At 64.6% G+C, this 22,014-nt stretch carries 21 protein-coding genes; 20 read left to right on the top strand and 1 reads right to left on the bottom strand.

The genetic code is table 11. The features are described 5' to 3' along the window. Positions 1 to 33: 33 nt before the first annotated feature. From fliN to F3J44_RS13425, 20 genes are all read left to right on the top strand, one after another. Positions 34 to 498 carry a flagellar motor switch protein FliN gene (fliN, locus tag F3J44_RS13520; protein ID WP_167070825.1) on the top strand — a complete coding sequence of 155 codons (465 nt, stop codon included), beginning with the start codon at positions 34 to 36 and terminating at the stop codon, positions 496 to 498. After that, positions 499 to 966, top strand: a complete 468-nt coding sequence (gene fliO / locus F3J44_RS29840) for a flagellar biosynthetic protein FliO (RefSeq protein ID WP_205299861.1) — start codon at positions 499 to 501, stop codon at positions 964 to 966. It abuts the gene before it with no gap. Positions 967 to 1,001: 35 nt separating this feature from the next. Continuing rightward, entirely contained in the window at positions 1,002 to 1,757 is a 756-nt protein-coding gene (gene fliP / locus F3J44_RS13510; RefSeq protein ID WP_370526508.1) for a flagellar type III secretion system pore protein FliP, read from the top strand. Positions 1,758 to 1,778: 21 nt separating this feature from the next. Further along, a complete protein-coding gene (fliQ, locus tag F3J44_RS13505; protein WP_167070827.1) occupies positions 1,779 to 2,048 on the top strand; it encodes a flagellar biosynthesis protein FliQ in 270 nt (89 codons plus the stop codon). 7 nt (positions 2,049 to 2,055) lie between these two features. Next, on the top strand, positions 2,056 to 2,832 hold the full coding sequence (gene fliR, locus F3J44_RS13500; RefSeq protein WP_167070828.1) for a flagellar biosynthetic protein FliR: 777 nt from the start codon (positions 2,056 to 2,058) through the stop codon (positions 2,830 to 2,832). Between the two features lie 2 nt (positions 2,833 to 2,834). Then, positions 2,835 to 3,977 carry a flagellar biosynthesis protein FlhB gene (gene flhB / locus F3J44_RS13495; protein WP_167070829.1) on the top strand — a complete coding sequence of 381 codons (1,143 nt, stop codon included), beginning with the start codon at positions 2,835 to 2,837 and terminating at the stop codon, positions 3,975 to 3,977. A 289-nt stretch (positions 3,978 to 4,266) separates the two neighbouring features. Beyond that, positions 4,267 to 6,396, top strand: a complete 2,130-nt coding sequence (gene flhA, locus F3J44_RS13490) for a flagellar biosynthesis protein FlhA (RefSeq protein ID WP_167070830.1) — start codon at positions 4,267 to 4,269, stop codon at positions 6,394 to 6,396. A gap of 11 nt (positions 6,397 to 6,407) precedes the next feature. Continuing rightward, complete coding sequence (gene flhF / locus F3J44_RS13485; protein ID WP_167273075.1) at positions 6,408 to 7,715, top strand: flagellar biosynthesis protein FlhF; 1,308 nt, start codon at positions 6,408 to 6,410, stop codon at positions 7,713 to 7,715. Positions 7,716 to 7,808: 93 nt separating this feature from the next. Continuing rightward, positions 7,809 to 8,642, top strand: a complete 834-nt coding sequence (gene fleN, locus F3J44_RS13480; RefSeq protein ID WP_016393812.1) for a flagellar synthesis regulator FleN — start codon at positions 7,809 to 7,811, stop codon at positions 8,640 to 8,642. After that, complete coding sequence (fliA, locus tag F3J44_RS13475; protein WP_167070832.1) at positions 8,639 to 9,379, top strand: RNA polymerase sigma factor FliA; 741 nt, start codon at positions 8,639 to 8,641, stop codon at positions 9,377 to 9,379. The genes fleN and fliA overlap by 4 nt, the downstream gene beginning before the upstream one ends. Before the next feature lie 108 nt (positions 9,380 to 9,487). Next, the gene (locus tag F3J44_RS13470; RefSeq protein WP_240158348.1) at positions 9,488 to 9,874 is read left to right on the top strand and encodes a chemotaxis response regulator CheY; all 387 of its coding nucleotides are present in this window, start codon (positions 9,488 to 9,490) and stop codon (positions 9,872 to 9,874) included. An 18-nt stretch (positions 9,875 to 9,892) separates the two neighbouring features. Further along, positions 9,893 to 10,681 (top strand): protein phosphatase CheZ, encoded by a 789-nt coding sequence (locus F3J44_RS13465; RefSeq protein ID WP_167070833.1) that lies wholly within the window; start codon positions 9,893 to 9,895, stop codon positions 10,679 to 10,681. A gap of 12 nt (positions 10,682 to 10,693) precedes the next feature. Further along, positions 10,694 to 12,931 (top strand): chemotaxis protein CheA, encoded by a 2,238-nt coding sequence (locus F3J44_RS13460; protein ID WP_167273073.1) that lies wholly within the window; start codon positions 10,694 to 10,696, stop codon positions 12,929 to 12,931. 47 nt (positions 12,932 to 12,978) lie between these two features. Beyond that, positions 12,979 to 14,112 (top strand): chemotaxis response regulator protein-glutamate methylesterase, encoded by a 1,134-nt coding sequence (locus F3J44_RS13455; protein WP_167273070.1) that lies wholly within the window; start codon positions 12,979 to 12,981, stop codon positions 14,110 to 14,112. Further along, a complete protein-coding gene (locus F3J44_RS13450) occupies positions 14,112 to 14,852 on the top strand; it encodes a flagellar motor protein (protein WP_167065288.1) in 741 nt (246 codons plus the stop codon). The genes F3J44_RS13455 and F3J44_RS13450 overlap by 1 nt, the downstream gene beginning before the upstream one ends. A gap of 3 nt (positions 14,853 to 14,855) precedes the next feature. Further along, on the top strand, positions 14,856 to 15,704 hold the full coding sequence (motD, locus tag F3J44_RS13445; protein WP_167065291.1) for a flagellar motor protein MotD: 849 nt from the start codon (positions 14,856 to 14,858) through the stop codon (positions 15,702 to 15,704). Positions 15,705 to 15,858: 154 nt separating this feature from the next. Beyond that, on the top strand, positions 15,859 to 16,650 hold the full coding sequence (locus F3J44_RS13440) for a ParA family protein (RefSeq protein ID WP_167273067.1): 792 nt from the start codon (positions 15,859 to 15,861) through the stop codon (positions 16,648 to 16,650). Next, the gene (locus F3J44_RS13435; protein ID WP_167273064.1) at positions 16,647 to 17,519 is read left to right on the top strand and encodes a CheW domain-containing protein; all 873 of its coding nucleotides are present in this window, start codon (positions 16,647 to 16,649) and stop codon (positions 17,517 to 17,519) included. The genes F3J44_RS13440 and F3J44_RS13435 overlap by 4 nt, the downstream gene beginning before the upstream one ends. Positions 17,520 to 17,563: 44 nt before the next feature. After that, entirely contained in the window at positions 17,564 to 18,043 is a 480-nt protein-coding gene (locus tag F3J44_RS13430) for a chemotaxis protein CheW (protein WP_016393802.1), read from the top strand. Between the two features lies 1 nt (position 18,044). After that, a complete protein-coding gene (locus F3J44_RS13425) occupies positions 18,045 to 18,440 on the top strand; it encodes a DUF2802 domain-containing protein (RefSeq protein ID WP_167065299.1) in 396 nt (131 codons plus the stop codon). A 762-nt stretch (positions 18,441 to 19,202) separates the two neighbouring features. Here F3J44_RS13425 and F3J44_RS13420 read toward each other — a convergent pair. Continuing rightward, positions 19,203 to 21,956 carry a dermonecrotic toxin domain-containing protein gene (locus tag F3J44_RS13420; protein WP_167273062.1) on the bottom strand — a complete coding sequence of 918 codons (2,754 nt, stop codon included), beginning with the start codon at positions 21,954 to 21,956 and terminating at the stop codon, positions 19,203 to 19,205. Positions 21,957 to 22,014 lie beyond the last annotated feature (58 nt).

Here is a 22,014-nt window from a genome sequence, read left to right as displayed (position 1 = left end):
CTCATTACGAATTGAATGCCTGTCGAGGACATCATGGCTAACGAAAACGAGATCACTTCCCCGGAAGACCAGGCCCTGGCCGACGAGTGGGCTGCCGCCCTGGAAGAAACCGGCGATGCCGGCCAGGCCGACATCGACGCGCTGCTTGGGGGTGATACCGGCAAGGCTGGCGGTGGCCGCCTGCCGATGGAAGAGTTTGCAAGCTCGCCCAAGCCGAACGAGAACGTGAGCCTGGAAGGCCCCAACCTGGATGTGATCCTGGACATTCCGGTGAGCATTTCCATGGAAGTGGGCAGCACCGAAATCAACATCCGCAACCTACTGCAGCTCAACCAGGGCTCGGTCATCGAGCTCGACCGCCTGGCCGGCGAGCCGCTGGATGTGCTGGTCAACGGCACCTTGATCGCCCATGGCGAAGTGGTTGTGGTCAACGAGAAGTTCGGCATTCGCCTGACCGACGTGATCAGCCCCAGCGAACGCATCAAGAAGCTGCGCTGAGTGAAGGGCACGATGCGGGCCGTGATGGCCCTGGCCGTGTTGCTGGCCAGCGAACTGGCCATCGCCGCCGCCACGCCAACGCCCGCCACGCCTGCTTCGGCTGCAGCCCCTGCGGCCACGCCGGGCAGCCTCGGTGCGCAGCTGGGCCAGATGGTGTTCGGCTTGCTGCTGGTGGTGGGCCTGATCTTCTTCCTGGCCTGGGCGCTGCGCCGCATGCAGGGCGTCACGCCCAAGGGCGGGCAGGTGATCGAGATCGTCGGCAGCCGCGCCATCGGCCCGCGTGACCGCTTGCTGTTGGTGCAGGTGGGCAAGGAACAGATTCTGATCGGCCACACCCCTGGCAGCATCGAAGCCCTGCACGTCATGGCCGAACCCGTCGACGTGCCGGCCAGCGCACGCCAGGCCACGCCGGAATTTGCCCAGCGGCTGATGGAGCTGATGGGCAAGGATCAGAAGGACAAGAAGTGATGAGCCGCGCCTTGCGCCTGTTGTTGAACACCTCGTTGAAACGGGCGTTGAGCGCCTTGTTGCCGCTGGCATTGCTGCTGGTGGCACCCCTGGCCCTGGCCGCCGACCCGCTGTCGGTGCCGGCGATCACCCTGTCCAATGGCCCGGACGGGCAGCAGGAGTATTCGGTCAGCCTGCAAATTCTGCTGATCATGACGGCGCTGAGCTTCATTCCGGCGTTCGTCATCCTGATGACCAGCTTCACCCGCATCATCATCGTGTTCTCGATTCTGCGCCAGGCCCTGGGCCTGCAGCAGACACCGTCGAACCAGGTGCTGACTGGCATGGCCCTGTTCCTGACCCTGTTCATCATGGCGCCGGTGTTCGACCGGGTGAACCAGGATGCCCTGCAACCGTACCTGAACGAGCAGATGACCGCCCAGCAGGCCATCGACAAGGCCCAGGGGCCGCTGAAGGACTTCATGCTGGCGCAAACCCGGCAAAGCGACCTGGACCTGTTCATGCGCCTGTCCAAGCGCACCGACATCGCAGGCCCTGACCAGGTGCCGCTGACCATCCTAGTGCCTTCGTTCGTCACCTCGGAGTTGAAGACCGCGTTCCAGATCGGCTTCATGATCTTCATTCCGTTCCTGATCATCGACATGGTGGTGGCCAGTGTGCTGATGGCCATGGGCATGATGATGCTGTCGCCGCTGATCATCTCGCTGCCGTTCAAGATCATGCTGTTTGTCCTGGTCGATGGCTGGGCGCTGATCATGGGCACCCTGGCCGGCAGTTTCGGCGGCGTGTGACGCTGCCAAGGAGAGCGCCCGATGACACCTGAAGTAGCTGTCGACCTGTTCCGTGACGCGCTGTGGCTGACCGCCTTGATGGTCGCCATCCTGGTGGTGCCGAGCCTGTTGGTGGGCCTGGTGGTGGCGATGTTCCAGGCTGCCACGCAGATCAACGAACAGACCCTGAGCTTCCTGCCGCGCCTGTTGGTGATGCTGGTGACGCTGATCGTCGCCGGGCCTTGGCTGGTGCAGAAGTTCATGGAATACATCACCGGCCTGTACACCAGCATTCCGCAGCTGATTGGGTGAGCCGGCCATGCTGGAGCTGACCGACGCGCAGATCGGCACCTGGGTCGCGACCTTCCTGCTGCCGCTGTTCCGGGTGACCGCGGTGCTGATGACCATGCCGATCTTTGGCACGCGCATGCTGCCGGCGCGCATCCGCCTGTACGTGGCGGTGGCGATCACCGTGGTGATCGTGCCGGCGCTGCCGCCGCTGCCCGAATTCGACCCGCTCAGCCTGCGTGGCCTGCTGCTGTGCGGTGAGCAGATCATCGTCGGGGCGCTGTTCGGGTTCTCCCTGCAGTTGCTGTTCCAGGCCTTCGTCATCGCCGGGCAGATCATCGCCGTGCAGATGGGCATGGCGTTCGCCTCGATGGTCGACCCGGCCAACGGCGTCAACGTGGCGGTTATCAGCCAGTTCATGACCATGCTGGTGAGCGTGCTGTTCCTGGTGATGAATGGCCACCTGGTGGTGTTCGAAGTGCTCACCGAGAGCTTCACCACCTTGCCCGTGGGCCATGCCCTGGTGGTCAACCACTTCTGGGAGATGGCCGGGCGCCTGAGCTGGGTGTTCGGTGCCGGGCTGCTGCTGATTCTGCCGGCGATCACCGCGTTGCTGGTGGTGAACATCGCCTTTGGCGTGATGACCCGCGCCGCGCCGCAGTTGAACATCTTCTCCATCGGCTTCCCGCTGACCCTGGTGCTGGGTATCGGCATCTTCTGGGTGGGCCTGGCCGATATTCTCTCCCACTACCAGGCATTGGCCAGCGAAGCGCTGCAATGGCTGCGTGAACTGGCAAGGGCGCGCTGAGCATGGCAGAGAGCGAGAGCGGCCAGGACAAGACAGAAGACCCCACCGACAAGCGCAAGCGCGATGCGCGGGAAAAAGGTGAGATCGCCCGTTCCAAGGAGCTGAACACGGTCGCGTCGACCCTGGCGGGTGCCGGTGCGTTGCTGGCCTTTGGTGGCAACCTCGCGCAAACGCTGATGACCCTGATGCGCCAGAATTTCTCCCTCACCCGCGAGGTGCTGACCGACGAGCGCTCGATGAGCCTGTACCTGCTGGCCTCCGGCAAGATGGCGATCTGGGCGGTGCAGCCGATTCTGGTGCTGTTGTTCATCATTGCCTTCGTTTCGCCGATTGTCCTGGGCGGGTTCATCTTTTCCGGAAGCCTGTTGCAGCCCAAGTTCAGCCGCATGAACCCGCTGTCGGGCATCAAGCGCATGTTTTCGCTGAACTCGCTGACCGAACTGCTCAAGGCCATGGCCAAGTTCTTCGTCATTCTGATCGTCGCGCTGGTGGTGCTGAGCAACGACCGCCAGGCGTTGCTGGCGATTGCCAATGAGCCGCTGGAGCAGGCGATCATCCACAGCGTTCAGGTGGTGGGCTGGAGTGCCCTGTGGATGGCCGCGGGGCTGCTGCTGATTGCTGCGGCGGACGTGCCGTTCCAGCTGTACCAGACCCAGAAGAAACTCAAGATGACCAAGCAGGAGGTCAAGGACGAGTACAAGGACAGCGAGGGCAAGCCAGAGGTCAAGCAGCGCATTCGCCAGCTGCAGCGCGAGGTGTCGCAGCGGCGCATGATGGCGGCGGTACCGGAGGCGGACGTGATCATCACCAACCCGACCCACTACGCCGTGGCCCTGCAGTACGACCCGGAAAAGGGCGGGGTGGCGCCGCTGCTGCTGGCCAAGGGGACCGACTTCATTGCCTTGAAGATCCGCGAGATCGGTGTGGAGCACAAGGTGCAGATCCTCGAGTCGCCGGCGCTGGCGCGGGCGATCTACTACTCCACCGAGGTTGAGCAGGAAATTCCGGCGGGGTTGTATCTGGCGGTGGCGCAGGTGCTGGCCTATGTGTTCCAGATCCGTCAGTACCGCTCGGGCAAGGGCAAGCGGCCTGAGCCGTTGAAAGACGAATTGCCGATTCCGCCGGACCTGCGCCGCGACAGCTGAGGTTCGCCATGATGGGGCGGCGCCTGGGAGATCGAGCGCCGCCCGCGCGGCGCATCGCGAGCTGCGCTCGCTCCTACAGGCGTGCACCAACGCGTTCGCGCGCAATCTCCCAGGCCTTACTGGCCCGAAACAAACGTAGGAGCGAGCGCTAGCTCGCGAAGCGCCGCGCGGGCGGCGCTCGATCTCCCAGGCGCTAAATCCCCCAAGCCACACAAAGTTGGAAAGCTTCTTGCAAAGCCTCGCCCAAGCGCCCCTTGGGCGTCAAAGTTTTGCATCAAGAGGACTCGCGGTGGATCGCACTCAGTTAATCAGCAACGCGCGCAATAACCTGGCCGGCCTGGGCCGGGGCAACCTGGGCGTGCCGCTGCTGCTGCTGGTGATGTTGGCAATGATGATGTTGCCGATACCGCCGTTCCTGCTCGACGTCTTCTTCACCTTCAACATCGCCCTGTCGATCGTGGTGCTGCTGGTGTGCGTGTACGCCCTGCGCCCGCTGGATTTCGCCGCATTCCCGACCATCCTGCTGGTGGCCACCCTGCTGCGCCTGGCGCTGAACGTCGCCTCCACCCGCGTGGTGATGCTGCACGGGCAGGAGGGCCACGGCGCCGCGGGCAAGGTGATCCAGGCCTTCGGGGAGGTGGTGATCGGCGGTAACTACGTGGTCGGTGCGGTGGTGTTCGCCATCCTCATGATCATCAACTTCGTGGTGGTGACCAAAGGTGCCGGGCGTATTTCCGAGGTGAGCGCACGCTTCACCCTCGACGCCATGCCCGGCAAGCAGATGGCCATCGACGCCGACCTCAACGCAGGCCTGATCGACCAGGCTCAGGCCAAGGCCCGCCGCGCCGAAGTGGCCCAGGAAGCCGAGTTCTACGGCTCGATGGACGGTGCCAGCAAGTTCGTGCGCGGTGACGCCATCGCCGGCTTGCTGATCCTGTTCATCAACCTGATCGGCGGCATGCTGATCGGCATGCTGCAACACAACATGTCGTTCAGCGACGCCGGCAAGGTGTACGCCCTTTTGACCATCGGTGACGGTTTGGTGGCGCAATTGCCATCACTGCTGTTGTCCACCGCCGCCGCGATCATGGTCACCCGCGCCTCGGGCTCCGAGGACATGGGCAAGCTCATCAACCGGCAGATGTTCGACTCGCCCAAGGCCTTGGCAGTATCCGCCGGGTTGATGATCGTCATGGGCCTGGTGCCGGGCATGCCGCACATCGCCTTCCTCAGCCTCGGCCTGCTGGCCGGCGGTGGCGCGTACCTGGTGTGGAAGAAGCAGCAGAAGGCCAAGGTCGAGGCGCAGAAAGAAGCCCAGCGCCAGCAAGACCTGCTGCCCTCGCCGCAACGTGCGATGGACACCAAGGAACTGGGCTGGGACGACGTCACGCCCATCGACATGATCGGCCTGGAAGTCGGCTACCGCCTGATTCCGCTGGTCGACCGCAACCAGGGCGGGCAACTGCTGGCGCGGATCAAGGGGGTGCGCAAGAAGCTCTCCCAGGACCTGGGCTTCCTCATGCCCACGGTGCACATTCGCGACAACCTCGACCTGCAGCCCAGCGCCTACCGCCTGACGCTGATGGGGGTGATCCTGGCCGAGGCCGAGATCTACCCGGACCGGGAGCTGGCGATCAACCCCGGCCAGGTGTTCGGCAGCCTCAACGGCATTGCCGCGCGCGATCCTGCGTTCGGCCTGGAAGCGGTGTGGATCGACATCGGCCAGCGCGCCCAGGCGCAGTCGCTGGGCTACACCGTGGTCGATGCCAGTACCGTGGTGGCCACCCACCTCAACCAGATCCTGCAGAAGCACTGCCACGAGCTGATCGGCCACGAAGAGGTCCAGCAGTTGCTGCAGGTGCTGGCCAAGGCATCGCCTAAACTTGCAGAGGAACTGGTGCCTAGCGTCATTTCCTTGTCGGGGCTGCTCAAGGTTCTGCAGGCGCTGTTGTCCGAGCAGGTGCCGGTGCGAGACATCCGCAGCATCGCCGAGGCCATCGCCAACAACGCCAGCAAGAGTCAAGATACCGCCGCGCTGGTGGCGTCGGTGCGGGTCGGATTGTGTCGCGCCATCGTGCAAAGCATTGTCGGCGTTGAGTCCGAGCTGCCTGTGATCACCCTGGAGCCCAGGTTGGAACAGATTTTGCTCAATAGTTTGCAAAGGGCCGGGCAGGGTCAGGAAGACGGTGTGCTTCTGGAACCGAGCATGGCCGAAAAGCTGCAGCGTTCGTTGATCGACGCATGCCAGCGCCAGGAAATGCAGGGCCAGCCGGCCATTCTCCTGGTCGCCGGCCCGATCCGCGCCATGCTGTCGCGCTTCGGCCGCCTGGCTGTACCGAATTTGCATGTTCTGGCGTATCAGGAAATACCGGATAACAAGCAAGTCACCATCGTTGCCACCGTGGGCCCCAACGGCTGAGGTAGTGGGTTATGCAAGTTAAGCGTTTTTTCGCCGCCGATATGCGTCAGGCCATGAAGCTGGTCCGTGATGAGCTGGGTGCCGATGCCGCCATCATCGGCAACCGCCGCATTGCCGGGGGTGTCGAACTGACTGCTGCGCTGGACTACAAGCTGTCTGCGCTGGCCCCGCGCGTGCCCAACGCCGAGCTTGAACAAGAGCTGCGCAAGACCCAGTCGCGCATCGCCACGGCCCAGGCCGAGCTGGACAACCGCGCCGAAGCCAGCGAAGGCAATCGCCAATTGTTCGCCGGCCAGTCGCTGACCGCTGCCGAGCCGCTGATCGAACCGCACGTCGATACGCCAGCCCCGGCCCCCGCGCCTGCGCAGCCTGCAGTCGACCCGCGCCTGTTCGATGCCATGCGTTCGGAACTGTCGGGCCTGCGTGAACTGCTCGAAGTGCAACTGGGCTCGCTGGCCTGGAACCAGCTGCAAGGCAGCAAGCCGGCCCAGGCCAACCTCTGGCGCCGCCTGCAGCGTATCGGCCTGTCCGGCCCGATCGCCCGCCAGTTGCTCGACCTCACGGCCGAGATCGAAGAGCCGCGCCAGGCCTGGCGCATGCTCCTGGCGCACCTGGCGCGGATGATCGAAGTGCCGCAGGTCGAGCCCATCGAGGACGGCGGCGTGATTGCCATGGTCGGCCCGGCCGGCATGGGCAAGACCACCACCCTGGCCAAGCTGGCGGCGCGCTACGTGCTCAAGTACGGCCCGCAGAACCTGGCCCTGGTGAGCATGGACAGTTTCCGCATCGGCGCCCAGGAACAGCTCAAGACCCTGGGCCGCATCCTCAACGTGCCGGTGACCTACGTCGACCCGGGCCAGTCCCTGGCCGCGGCGCTGGAGCCGTTGCTGCGCAAGCGCGTGGTGCTGATCGACACCGCCGGCCTGCAGGCCAGCGACCCGGCCCTGCGCATGCAGCTGGAAACCCTGGCCGGGCGTGGCATTGCCGCGAAGAACTACCTGGTACTGGCCACCACCAGCCAGAAGCAGGTGCTGACCGCCGCCTACCACAGCTACAAGCGCTGCGGCCTGGCCGGTTGCATCCTGACCAAACTCGATGAAACGGCGAGCCTCGGCGATGTGCTGAGCCTGGCCATCAGTCATGAACTGCCGGTGGCTTATCTCACCGATGGCCCGCGCATTCCTGACGACCTGCACCTGCCGCGCCCGCACCAGTTGGTGACCCGCGCGGTCAACGTGCAACTGCAGGACGAGCCCAGCGAAGAGGCGATGGCCGACATGTTCGCTGATCTCTACCACAACCCGCGGCGCGTGGGTTGAGGAGCGAGCGTATGCACAATACCTACATTCCGGAGCTGGCTGTCGCGCGGTGCGCGTGGCGTGGGTCCAAGCGAGACAAGGTAAACAACGAACATGGGTAGCATGCATCCCGTACAGGTGATCGCCGTAACCGGTGGCAAAGGTGGCGTCGGCAAGACAAACGTTTCAGTGAACCTGTCCCTGGCGCTGGCCGAACTCGGCCGCCGGGTGATGCTGCTGGACGCCGATCTTGGCCTGGCCAACGTCGACGTGTTGCTCGGGCTCACCCCCAAGCGCACCCTGGCCGATGTCATCGAGGGCCGCTGCGAATTGCGTGACGTGCTGTTGCAGGGGCCAGGCGGGGTGCGCATCGTGCCGGCTGCCTCCGGCACCCAGAGCATGGTACACCTGGCGCCGGCCCAGCATGCCGGGCTGATCCAGGCATTCAGCGAGATTGGCGACAACCTCGACGTGCTGGTGATCGACACCGCTGCGGGTATTGGTGACTCGGTAGTCAGTTTTGTCCGCGCAGCCCAGGAAGTGTTGCTGGTGGTGTGCGACGAGCCCACCTCGATCACCGACGCCTACGCGCTGATCAAGCTGCTCAACCGTGACTACGGCATGAACCGTTTCCGCGTGCTGGCCAACATGGCGCAGAGCCCGCAGGAAGGGCGCAACCTGTTCGCCAAGCTGACCAAGGTCACCGACCGCTTCCTTGACGTTGCCCTGCAGTACGTGGGCGCCGTGCCCTACGACGAGTGCGTGCGCAAGGCGGTGCAGAAGCAGCGGGCGGTGTACGAGGCGTTCCCGCGCTCCAAGTGTGCCCTGGCGTTCAAGGCCATCGCCCAGAAGGTCGACAGCTGGCCGCTGCCGGCCAACCCACGCGGGCACCTGGAGTTCTTCGTCGAGCGCCTGGTGCAACCCACCAGCGCAGGGCCGGTGCTATGAACGCAAGCGGTTTCAAGATGTACAGCAAGGCGGCCAAGGACGCCCAGTACGAACTGGTCGAACGCTACGCGCCGCTGGTCAAGCGCATCGCCTACCACCTGCTGGCGCGCCTGCCGGCCAACGTGCAGGTCGAGGACCTGATCCAGGCCGGCATGATCGGCCTGCTTGAAGTCGCCAACAAATACGACGCCAGCAAGGGCGCCAGCTTCGAAACCTACGCCGGCATCCGCATCCGCGGTGCCATGCTTGATGAGGTGCGCAAAGGCGACTGGGCACCGCGTTCGGTGCACCGCAACACACGCATGGTCAGCGACGCGATGCGTGCGGTTGAAGCAAGAACCGGGCGAGACGCTAAAGATCATGAAGTTGCTGCCGAACTTCAATTGAGCCTCGATGATTACTACGGGATCTTGAACGATACCCTGGGCAGCCGCCTGTTCAGTTTTGACGACCTGTTGCAGGACGGCGAACACGAAGGGCTGCATGAGGACGGTGCCAGCGGCCAGGTCGAGCCGTCGCGCGACCTTGAAGACGAGCGCTTCCAGGCTGCCCTGACCGATGCCATCGCCAACCTGCCGGAGCGTGAGCGGCTGGTGCTGGCGCTGTACTACGACGAAGAGCTCAACCTCAAGGAAATCGGCGAGGTCCTGGGGGTCAGCGAGTCGCGGGTCAGCCAGTTGCACAGCCAGTGTGCCGCGCGCCTGCGCAGCCGCCTGGGGGAATGGCGGGCACGTTGAGCCCGAGGTGGTCGCGGTCGAGCGCCACGTTCGTTTTCCATGTTGTACCGAATTGAATGAATGCGCGCGCTCGGGGCCGAGCGCGTTTGAGACTGCTTGGAGGTCTACTTGAACAAAGACATGAAAATCCTCATCGTTGACGATTTTTCGACGATGCGGCGGATCATCAAGAACCTGTTGCGTGACCTGGGCTTCACCAACACCGATGAAGCCGACGACGGCACCACGGCGCTGCCGATGCTCGAAAGCGGCCATTACGACTTCCTGGTGACCGACTGGAACATGCCAGGCATGTCCGGTATCGACCTGCTGCGCAAGGTGCGCGCCCACGAGCGCCTCAAGGGCATGCCGGTGCTGATGGTGACCGCCGAAGCCAAGCGCGACCAGATCATCGAAGCGGCCCAGGCCGGGGTCAATGGTTACGTGGTCAAGCCGTTCACCGCCCAGGTGCTCAAAGAAAAGATCGAGAAGATCTTCGAACGCGTCAACGGCTGAGTCAGGTCAGGGGGCGCCATGGAACCAACACATTCGTCTTTGGGGGAGTTCGAATCGACCCTGAAGAAACATGCCCAGGAGCTGGTCGAGAGCCTGGAACGGGGGCGTTTCGGCGAGGCGGTGCAGCTGATTCATCAGCTCAACCAGACCCGCGACCGCGGCCTGTATCAGGAAGTGGGCAAGCTCACCCGTGAGCTGCACAGCGCCATCGTCAGCTTCCAGATCGACCCGCGCATGCCGCAGGCCGAGGAAGTGTCGCAGATCACCGACGCCACCGAGCGGCTGTCGTACGTGGTCAAGCTCACCGAAGGCGCCGCCAACCGCACCATGGACCTGGTAGAGGAGAGCACCCCGGTGCTCAACGACCTGGCGGCCGAGGCGCAGTCCCTGAGCGTGGACTGGCAGCGTTTCATGCGCCGTGAGGTGGCCGCGCCAGAGTTTCGCGAGCTGGTCAAGCGCGTTGACAGTTTCCTGACGCACAGCGCCGAGGGTAACCGCAAGGTATCCGGGCACCTCAACGACATTTTGCTGGCCCAGGACTATCAAGACCTGACCGGCCAGGTGATCAAGCGCGTGACCGCGCTGGTGACCGAAGTAGAAAGCAATCTGCTCAAGCTCGTGCTGATGGCCAGTCAAGTCGACCGTTTTGCCGGTATCGAACATGACCACCAGCAGCTGCGCGCTGAAAAAGATCAAGAAAAACATCCGACTCGGGGTGAAGGTCCGCAGATTCATGCCGATAAGCGTGAAGACGTCGTGTCCGGTCAGGACGATGTCGATGATCTGCTGTCCAGTCTGGGTTTTTAAGGAGCACGTTTAATGAGCTTCGGCGCCGATGAAGAAATCCTTCAGGATTTCCTGGTAGAAGCCGGCGAAATTCTTGAGCAACTGTCCGAGCAACTGGTCGAGCTGGAAAGCCGGCCCGACGATGCCGACCTGCTCAATGCCATCTTTCGCGGTTTCCACACTGTAAAAGGGGGCGCCGGCTTCCTTCAGCTCAACGAGCTGGTGGAGTGCTGCCACATTGCCGAGAACGTGTTCGACATCCTGCGCAAAGGTGAGCGCCGGGTCGACGCGGAACTGATGGACGTGGTGCTCGAAGCGCTGGACACGGTCAACAGCATGTTCGGTCAAGTGCGCGAGCGCAGCGACGTGACCCCGGCCACCCCTGAGTTGCTGGCGGCCCTGTCGCGCCTGGCAGAACCTGCCAGCGCCGATGCACCAGCACCGGTGCCTGTGCCCGAGGCTGCCGCTGAACCGGCAGTGGCCGAGCCTGCCGCCGAGGCCGACATCACCGACACCGAGTTCGAGCAGCTGCTCGACTCGCTCGATGCGGTGAAGGCCGAGGCCGCCGCGTTCGACGCGCAGATGGCAGGCGAAACCGTCAGTGCTGGCGGTGATGAAATCACCGACGCCGAGTTCGAATCGCTGCTCGACCAGCTGCACGGCAAGGGCCAGTTCTCGCCGGAAGTGGCGGGCGCTGAGCCGGTGGCCGAAGCCAGTGCCCCGGTGAGCGATGAAATCACCGACGAAGAATTCGAGTCGCTGCTCGACCAGCTGCATGGCAAGGGCACCTTCCAGGCCGATGCCCTGCCGGGCGCCAGCGTGGCGCCGCTGGCCCCCGCACCGGCGGCCAGCAGTGACGAAATCAGCGAGCATGAGTTCGAGGCGCTGCTGGACCAGCTGCACGGCAAGGGCAAGTTCTCCGGTGACAGCGTCACCGCCGAGGCACCCGCCGCCGTTGCCGCCCCGGTAGCGGCCAAGGCGCCGGCCACACCGGCTGCCAAGCCGGCACCGGCCAGCGTGCCCGCTGCGGCCGCCGCCAAGCCGGCTGCCCCGGCAGCGGCCCGCGCCCCGGCGCCGGCCGCGGAAAAGCACGCCAGCGAAGCGGAAACCACCGTGCGGGTCGACACCGCCCGCCTGGACGAGATCATGAACATGGTCGGCGAACTGGTACTGGTGCGTAACCGCCTGGTGCGCCTGGGCTTGAACAGCGGCGACGAGGCCATGTCCAAGGCCGTGTCCAACCTCGACGTGGTGACCGCCGACCTGCAGACCGCGGTGATGAAAACCCGCATGCAGCCGATCAAGAAGGTCTTTGGTCGCTTCCCACGCCTGGTCCGCGACCTGGCGCGCCAGTTGAAGAAAGAAATCAACCTGGAGCTGGTGGGCGAAGAAACCGACCTGGACAAAAACCTGGTCGAGGCCTTGGCCGACCCGCTGGTGCACTTGGTGCGCAACGCCGTCGACCACGGCGTGGAAATGCCCGATGAGCGCGAAGCCTCTGGCAAAGCGCGTACCGGCCGCGTGGTGCTCTCGGCCGAGCAGGAAGGCGACCACATCCTGCTGTCGATTTCCGATGACGGCAAGGGCATGGACCCGAATATCCTGCGCGCCAAGGCCGTGGAAAAGGGCCTGATGGACAAGGACGCCGCCGAGCGCCTGAGCGAGTCGGACTGCTACAACCTGATCTTCGCCCCAGGCTTCTCGACCAAGACCGAGATTTCCGACGTGTCTGGCCGTGGCGTGGGCATGGACGTGGTGAAGACCAAGATTTCCCAGCTCAACGGCTCGATCAACATCTTCTCGGCCAAGGGCCAGGGTTCGAAGATCGTCATCAAGGTGCCGCTGACCCTGGCGATCATGCCAACCCTGATGGTGATGCTGGGCAACCAGGCCTTCGCCTTCCCGCTGGTCAACGTCAACGAAATCTTCCACCTCGACCTGTCGCGCACCAACGTGGTGGACGGCCAGGAAGTGGTGATCGTGCGCGACAAGGCGCTGCCGTTGTTCTACCTCAAGCGCTGGCTGGTACAGGGCCAGGTGCACGAGGAGCAGCACGAGGGCCATGTGGTGATCCTTTCGGTTGGCACCCAGCGTATCGGCTTCGTGGTCGACCAGCTGGTGGGCCAGGAAGAGGTGGTGATCAAGCCGCTGGGCAAGATGCTGCAGGGCACCCCGGGCATGTCTGGCGCCACCATCACCGGTGACGGGCGCATCGCGCTGATCCTCGACGTGCCGAGCATGCTCAAGCGCTACGCGGCGCGGCGTATCTGATTTTCGGCGGCGCACCCTGGCCGGGGGCGCCGCCTAATGGAGTGTTTATGGCAGTCAAGGTCCTGGTGGTGGATGATTCCGGTTTCTTCCGCCGCCGCGTTTCGGAAATCCTCTCGGCGGATCCGACGATCCAGGTCGTGGGCACCGCAACCAACGGCAGGGAAGCGATCGACCAGGCACTGGCGCTCAAACCCGATGTCATCACCATGGACTACGAAATGCCCATGATGGACGGCATCACCGCAGTACGCCACATCATGCAGCGCTGCCCGACGCCGGTGTTGATGTTCTCCTCGCTGACCCATGAAGGCGCCCGGGTGACCCTCGATGCGCTGGATGCCGGGGCAGTGGACTACCTGCCGAAGAACTTCGAAGACATCTCGCGCAACCCGGAGAAGGTCAAGCAGTTGCTGTGCGAGAAGGTCCACACCATTTCCCGCAGCAACCGCCGCTTCGGCAGCTACGCCAGCCCCGCGCCGGTGCCTGCGCCAGCGCCCACTTCTGCCCCTGCCAGCCATGCCCCGGCCAGCAGCTTGGCCAGTGCTGCGCCAGCGCGCACTGCCGTGACTGCCCGGGCACCCGCGCCTGCCGCCGCCCACGCCCCGGCACCCAAGCGCAAGCCCTACAAGCTGGTGGCCATCGGCACTTCCACCGGCGGCCCGGTAGCCCTGCAGCGGGTGCTGACCCAGCTGCCGGCCAGCTTCCCGGCGCCGATCGTGCTGATTCAGCACATGCCGGCGGCGTTCACCAAGGCCTTCGCCGAACGCCTCGACAAACTGTGCAAGATCAACGTCAAGGAAGCCGAGGACGGCGACGTGCTGCGCCCTGGCCTGGCCCTGCTGGCCCCAGGTGGCAAGCAGATGATGATCGATGGCCGTGGCACGGTGAAAATCCTGCCCGGCGACGAGCGCCTGAACTACAAGCCGTGCGTGGACATCACCTTCGGCTCGGCGGCCAAGTCGTATGGCGACAAGGTGTTGTCGGTGGTGCTCACCGGCATGGGCGCCGATGGCCGTGAAGGCGCGCGCCTGCTCAAGCAGGGCGGCAGTACCGTGTGGGCCCAGGATGAGGCCAGCTGTGTGATCTACGGCATGCCCATGGCCATCGTCAAAGCCAACCTGGCCGATGCGGTGTACAGCCTGGATGAAATCGGCAAACACCTGGTCGAGGCGTGTGTCTGATGGACGTGCTTAGCCTGATAGGCCTGATTCTGGCCTTCGTCGCCATCGTCGGCGGCAACTTCCTGGAGGGCGGCCACGTTGGCGCCCTGCTCAATGGCCCGGCTGGCCTGATCGTGCTCGGCGGCACCCTGGCGGCGGCGCTGCTGCAGTCGCCGCTGTCGGCGTTCAAGCGTGCGCTGCAGATTCTGCGCTGGATCATCTTCCCGCCGCGGGTGGACCTGGCCGGCGGTATCGACCGGGTGGTCAACTGGAGCCTGGTGGCGCGCAAGGAAGGCCTGCTGGGCCTGGAAGGGGTGGCCGATGCCGAACCCGACCCCTATGCGCGCAAGGGCCTGCAGCTGCTGGTGGACGGTGCTGAGCCGGAGGCGATCCGCAGCATCCTCGAAGTGGACTTCCTGACCCAGGAAAGCCGCGATATCCAGGCTGCCAAGGTGTTCGAGAGCATGGGCGGCTACGCGCCGACCATCGGTATCATCGGCGCGGTGATGGGCCTGATCCACGTGATGGGCAACCTCGCCGACCCGTCGCAGCTGGGCAACGGCATTGCCGTGGCCTTCGTCGCCACCATCTACGGCGTGGCCAGCGCCAACCTGGTGCTGCTGCCCATTGCCAACAAGCTCAAGGCCATTGTCATGCGCCAGTCGCGCTACCGGGAAATGCTGCTCGAAGGCCTGTTGTCGATTGCCGAGGGGGAAAACCCGCGCTCGATCGAACTGAAGCTGCAAGGCTTCATGGAGTAAGCCATGCGCCGCCGTCGTCATGTCGAAGAGCACGAGAATCACGAACGCTGGCTGGTGTCGTACGCCGACTTCATCACCTTGCTGTTCGCGTTTTTCGTGGTCATGTATTCGATTTCCTCGATCAACGAGGGCAAGTACAAGGTGGTTTCGCAGGCGCTGCTGGGGGTGTTCAACGACCCCGAGCGCAGCATGCGGGCGATCCCCATTGGTGATGAGCAGCCGCTGTCGGTCAAGCCGGCCGAGCCGTTGATCAAGGACAGTGAGCAGACCGACGCAGGCCTTGCGCAAACCAATGTCGACCCGCTCAAGACCATCAGCGACGACGTGCGCGATGCCTTTGGCGACCTGATCAACTCCAACCAGATGACCGTGCGCGGCAACGAGTTGTGGGTGGAGATCGAACTCAATTCCTCGTTGCTGTTCGGCAGTGGCGATGCCATGCCCAGTGACAAGGCGTTCAACATCATCGACAAGGTGGGGGAAATCCTCAAGCCGTTCGCCAACCCGGTGCATGTCGAAGGCTTCACCGACAACCAGCCGATCCGTACCGCCCAGTACCCGACCAACTGGGAGCTGTCGGCGGCGCGGGCGGCGAGCATCGTGCGCTTGCTGGCGATGGAAGGGGTGAACCCGGCGCGCATGGCTTCGGTGGGCTACGGCGAGTACCAGCCGGTGGCCAGCAACGACACGGCCGATGGCCGTGCGCGCAACAGGCGGGTGGTGCTGGTGATTTCCCGCAACCTTGAGGTGCGCCGCAGCCTGACCGGCTCTGGCACTGCCAATGCCACGCCGGATGCGGCCTTACGCCGTGCTGGCACACAAAGTGCACCGGCAGCGGGAAGCAGCCCATAAGTCAATTCTCCGTCACTGCGTGTCGCCTGTGCAGGCGCGGGCTTGCCCCGTGAACGGGGCGATGCGGTGGAGGGCACGGGCCACGCCCGTGTTCGCGGGACAAGCCCGCTCCTACAAGGGAGGGGTTAACATTCAATGAGTCATGAGTTGTCCTATGAGAGTCTGGGCAGTAGCCAATCAAAAAGGTGGAGTCGGCAAGACCACCAGCACCATCGCCCTGGCCGGGCTGCTGGCCGAGGCAGGCAAGCGCGTGGTCGTGGTCGACCTCGACCCGCATGGCTCGATGACCAGCTATTTCGGGCACAACCCGGACGTTCTGGAACACAGCTGCTACGACCTGTTCCTGCATAAGGGCAGCGTGCCTGAAGGCCTGCCGGGGCAGCTGCTGCTGCCCACCAGCGACGAGCGTATTTCGCTGCTGCCCTCCAGCACCGCGCTGGCGGTGCTGGAGCGCCAGTCGCCGGGGCAGAACGGCTTGGGCTTGGTGATCGCCAAGAGCCTGGCGCAGCTGTGGCAGGATTTCGACTTTGCCTTGATCGACAGCCCGCCGCTGCTGGGTGTGCTGATGGTCAACGCCCTGGCTGCCAGCCAGCAACTGGTGATTCCGGTGCAAACCGAGTTCCTGGCGGTCAAGGGCCTGGAACGCATGATCGGCACCTTGGGCATGGTCAACCGCTCGCGCCGCCAGGCGCTGCCGTACCAGATCGTGCCGACCCTGTTCGACCGCCGCACCCAGGCCTCGCTGGGCACCCTCAAGGCGTTGCGCGATACCTATGAACACCAGGTGTGGCAAGGCTACATCCCGGTGGATACGCGCCTGCGCGATGCCAGCCGCAACGGCGTCACGCCGTCGCAATTCGATGGCAAGAGCCGCGGCGTGATCGCCTACCGGGCGCTGCTCAAGCACTTGCTCACCTACAAGCCCGCCGCGCAGGTGGCCTCATGAATCAGCCCGTCGGCACCCGGCCGCAACTGGCCCTGCAGTCCTACCTCGATGGTTTGCTGCAGGAAGCCACCGAAGCCGAAGAAAGCCTGTCGCCACCGGCCGCGCCGGCACCCAGCGACGAATTCGCCGCTGCGGTACGCGAAGAGCAGGCACGCGATGCGCGCCAGGCGGTGCCTGCAGCGGTCGCCCGGCCGTTTGCCGAGCCCCAGCGCAAGGTGTTGCCAACCCTGCTGCCGGTAGAAAAGCCGGTGGTGACGGTGGTCGAGGAGGCGGTGGTGGCCGAGGCCAGCATCCCGGTACTGACCGAGGTGGAACCGGTTGCGCCGCTGGTCGATGTGCACCTGCCCGCCGCCAGCGCTGCGCTGCCGCCCACCCCACCGCGCACCGTCGATGGTCGCCCGCAGTGGGCTGCCGAGCCGTTCGAATGCCTGCTGTTCGACGTCGCCGGGCTGACCCTGGCGGTGCCGTTGGTGTGCCTGGGCTCGATCTACAGCCTGGAAGGCCAGGAACTGACACCGCTGTTCGGCCAACCCGACTGGTTCCTTGGCATCCTGACCTGCCAGGCCGGCAACCTCAAGGTGCTGGACACGGCGCGCTGGGTGATGCCCGACCGCTACCGCGACGACTTCCGCCAGGGCCTGCATTATGTGATTTCCGTGCAGGGCTACGAGTGGGGGCTGGCGGTGCACCAGGTCAGCCGCTCGCTGCGCCTGGACCCTTCCGAGATCAAGTGGCGCAGCCAGCGGGGCCAACGCCCGTGGCTGGCCGGCACGGTCATTGAACACATGTGTGCGCTGCTGGATGTTGCCGAACTGGCCGAGCTGATTGCCAGCGGTGCGGTCAAGCAGCTGCACGCGAAACAGAAATAACACCGAACACAACCGCCAACGAGCGGATTTAGAGGGCTAGGGGAATGAAAAAGTCGTCTGCGCAAGGTTCTGAAGATCCGATCCTGCAGTGGGTAACCTTCCGTTTGGACAACGAGTCCTACGGCATCAACGTCATGCAGGTGCAGGAAGTGCTGCGCTACACCGAGATCGCCCCGGTGCCGGGTGCGCCGAGCTATGTGCTGGGCATCATCAACCTGCGCGGCAATGTGGTGACGGTGATCGACACCCGTCAGCGCTTTGGCCTGATGCCGTCGGATGTGACCGACAACACCCGTATCGTCATCATCGAGGCCGACAAGCAAGTGGTCGGCATTCTGGTCGACAGCGTTGCCGAGGTGGTGTACTTGCGCCAGTCGGAAATCGAAACGGCGCCGAACGTGGGCAACGAAGAGTCGGCCAAGTTCATCCAGGGCGTGTGCAACAAGAACGGCGAGCTGCTGATTCTGGTTGAGCTGGACAAGATGATGACCGAGGAAGAATGGTCCGAGCTGGAGAACATCTGAGTTGATCTTCGAGGCGGCGGTAATTTTCCTGGCCTTGCTGTGGGCCCTCAGCCTGTGGTTCTTCCTCAACTACAGCAAGCGCCAGCGTGAGTTGGCCGCGCAGCAGGCGCTGGGCGATGCCTTGCGCGACCAGCGCATCAAGGATTTGGCCAAGCGCCTGGACGACTACCAGAACGGCAGCGTGCGCATGGGTGAGGCCATCCATGAGCTGCGCACCACCCTGGCGCCGCTGCCGGAGAAGGTCCAGCAGCTTGAGCAGCGCGACCCCAACAGCGTGACCTTCACCCAGGCCGCCAAGTTGGTGGGCATGGGCGCCAGCGTGGCAGAGCTTACCGAAACCTGCGGCCTGACCCAGGCCGAGGCGGAGCTGATGAGCAAGCTGCATCGTAGCGGCTAACCAGGTATACCGAGCGTTTGGCCGGGGCTGCTTTGCAGCCCATCGCGAGCTGCGCTCGCTCCTACCAGGTATACCGCCAATGGGTGAAAACGCACCTCAGGTGTTGGCCCAGGCCGAGGCGGAGTTGATGAGCAAGCTGCATCGCAGCGACTAGCCGGGTATACCGAGCGGTTGGTAGGAGCGAGCGTAGCTCGCGATGGGGCGCGCAGCGGCCCCAGTTTTTCAGCTTCGCGGCACAGGACGCCGGGGCTGCTTTGCAGCCCATCGCGAGCTGCGCTCGCTCCTACCAGGTTTACCGCCAATGGGTGAAAACGCACCTCAGGTGTTGGCCTAGGCCGAGGCGGAGTTGATGAGCAAGCTGCACCGCAGCGGCTAGCCCGGTATACCGAGCGGTTGGTAGGAGCGAGCGTAGCTCGCGATGGGGCGCGCAGCGGCCCTGGTTTTTCAGCTTCGCGGCACAGGATGCCGGGGCTGCTTTGCAGCCCATCGCGAGCTGCGCTCGCTCCTACCAGGTATACCGCCAATGGGTGAAAACGCACCTCAGGTGTTGGCCCAGGCCGAGGCGGAGTTGATGAGCAAGCTGCACCGCAGCGGCTAGCCCGGTATACCGAGCGGTTGGTAGGAGCGAGCGTAGCTCGCGATGGGGCGCGCAGCGGCCCCAGGTTTTCAGCTTCGCGGCACAGGACGCCGGGGCTGCTTTGCAGCCCATCGCGAGCTGCGCTCGCTCCTACCAGGTTTATCGCCAATGACTGAGAACACGCCTCAGGTCCTGGCCCACGACAGGTTGCCGCCAACCCTGGCAAACCGGTTCAGGGGCGTGAGCGCACGCCAGGCCTGCTCGACCAGGTCGGGGTCGACGAACAGCCAGCTGTTCACCTTCGGCAACAGCCCCAGGTTGAACGCCTGGCGCAGCCGGTACAGATGCCCCAGGCGCTGGTCGACGATGTCGGTCAGCAGCCTTGGCCCGGTCAGCCTGCTCAGTTCGTTGGCATAGCGATAGAACCCGGCCGGGTCGCTGGCAAAGCTGGGCCTGCTGTCGTAGAAGTCCAGCCTGCCTTGGTACCGCGCGTGCATCTCTTCGAGCAGGGCCTTGAGGGTCGGGTTGTTGGCATGGCTGCCGATCAGGCTGTTGTTGAACAGGCAGTTCATCCCCAGTTTTTCATTGGACACCGGCGGCGGTAGCAACAGGCCGTCGGCGGGCGCCAGCAGCGCAACGTCATCGATCGGCTCGCCAGGCCGGCCCAAGGGAACGCCATCGACCACCTGAGGGTACTGGCCAGGCGCCAGGATGCTGTCGTCGACATCCATGTACAGCCCGCCATCATGGTCGAGCATGAAATAGCGCAGGTTGTCGCACGCCGAGGCGAAATTGCTGGCCACCCCCCCGTTGCCATCTACCGCCGCCTGGTACTGGGCATGGTAGCGGCTGGCGCTGAAGGCTTGATAGAACGGCTGGTCTTCCAACGTCAGCACCTGCAAGCCCGGCGCGTGTTCGGCCAGCAGTCGCAGGTTCTGCTCGTAGGCCGGCAAGGTGGCCCGCGACAGGAACAGCCGGTAGGCATATTGGCTGGACTGCAGCCGGGCGGCATTGGTTGCCATGTTGCGAATCAGTGCCGAGCTGATGGCCTTGTCGCCAACCCACAAGCACGAGATGGTCTTGGGGATCGCTTGGCTATCGGCAGCCGTGACCGGGGCCAGTTCGAACGGCAGTTGCAGGTCGACGCCCAGGGCGCGCAGGGTGGCGCTGCGCATCGGGTGAGTAACGGGGCGGTCACGCGCAACCGGGCGCAAGTCCCGGGAGCCTGCGCGGGCGACATACAGGGTTGGGGAAACCTCGTTGGCGTCCCGTGCGATCATGAACGCATCCTGTTGCATGTCGTACACCACCGCCTCGTTGTAGGTATCGATGCTGCTCTCCAGGCGATCTGACCGGCCATCGTAGCGGGGCGTGCGGATCACCGCGCCGGCGGTAGCTTCGTCGGCGCCGGGCAGGGGCGCGATGTCGTCGGGAATGTGGAAGTAGCGCGCAACCTCCAGGTCCGGTAACCGAGGTGCGCCCACCGGGCTCAGCGGGTAGCCCCATTGGTCGTTGATCCGGCCGGGCAGGATGAAGCCTTCGCTCTTGACCCGGAACAGCTGGCCGACTTGCTCGGCGGCAGTGGGCAGCACCACGGCATTGAGCAGGCCGGCGCTCAGCGTTTCGACGCCTTCGGCCTGCTGCCGGGCATCCTTGCCTTCGATGGCCTGGTCCAGGCCCAGGCCGAACTGGGCGATGCCACCGGCGGCAACGATCACCAGCAGCTCCGGCACGACGAACGCCAGCGGTGCCAGCAGGGTCATGGCCGAATTCAGGTAGCCGCGCCAGCGGGCCTGGGTCACCTCGTTGTCGCGGGTGATGAGGAAATCGGCGTCGGCATAGCTGCGGGCCTTTTGCCGCAGGGCAAGGGCCTGGAACAGGTCGCCGGTGATGGGCGCGCTGTAGTGCGCGGGCCGGTAGTGCACGTATTGGCGCGGTGCCCACGGGCCATCGGTGGTGAACCCGGAGCGCTGGGGCGAACGGTGGTGAATGGCCGGGTAGCTGCCAAGGCCGATCAGGGCCTCGTCCAAGCCGCTGAAGTCCAGCCCATCCGGCCCGTCGGCCTGGGCGAAATAGCCCTTCAGGGCGGTGCGCTTGAGCGGGTCCTGGCATTGCACGGCTACCCAGTCGCGCAGCGCGTCCAGGTGTGCGAACTCGTGCAGGGGCGCGCTGTTGCCAGGCAGGTAGAGCACGACCAGCGGGCTTTCGCCGCTGCTGAGCAGCAGCGCGTCGGTGCTGGCGTAGCCGTAGATGTTCAGGGTGCAGGCCTTGAACCCGCGCACCGTGGTGCCCAGCCCTGCCGCCTGCCAGGCGAGCTGGCGCGCCGCATCGCTGAGGCTGCCTTGCTGCACCTGTTGGTTGCAGGCGGTGATGAAGGCGAGCTTGGCCGACAGGCGATGGCTGCCCAGGTACGCAGCCCAGTAGTCGTCGAGCATGGCCAGGTAACGGTCGTGCAGGTCCAGGTTGCAGATGAAGGCCTGGAAGGCCTCGGCTGGGAGTTGCACGTGGGTACTGGCATCGAGGTTGCCTGCTGGGGTGATGTGGAACAGGCCGTTGTAGACCTGGTGATGGATGCCCGGCTGCCATTGGCTGAACGCGGGCAGGGTGTCCACCAGGGTCACCTTGCCCACGGGGAACGTGCCGGCCCAGGGGCCGGCGAACAGCGCACCGAGCAGGTTGCGGTTGCTTTCGCCCTGCCAGTTGGCCAGCACCGCCTGGGTCAGGGCCATGCGCTCGGTGATGACGGCCAGGTAGCCCTGGGGGCCGTCTGGCTGGTAATGAAGCGTCACCACCTCGACCCGGTCCGGGTCCAGCGGCTGGCCGCGCTCGGCGCTCCAGGCACGGATGGCATTGGCCGCCTCCCGGTCGGGGCGGGGGAAGCCCTTGAGGTGGTTGCGAACGTACTGCACGCCGGTGGCGTTGATGTTGAGAGTGCTCATGGTGCGGGCCCGATGGTGAATGAAGCCTGCATGGTTGGCGCAAAGGCACTGGCGCTTG

The sequence above is a fragment of the Pantoea sp. Tr-811 genome (assembly GCF_011752535.1).
GTDB lineage: Bacteria > Pseudomonadota > Gammaproteobacteria > Pseudomonadales > Pseudomonadaceae > Aquipseudomonas.
This window is presented reverse-complemented; position numbering and strand designations above follow the sequence as displayed.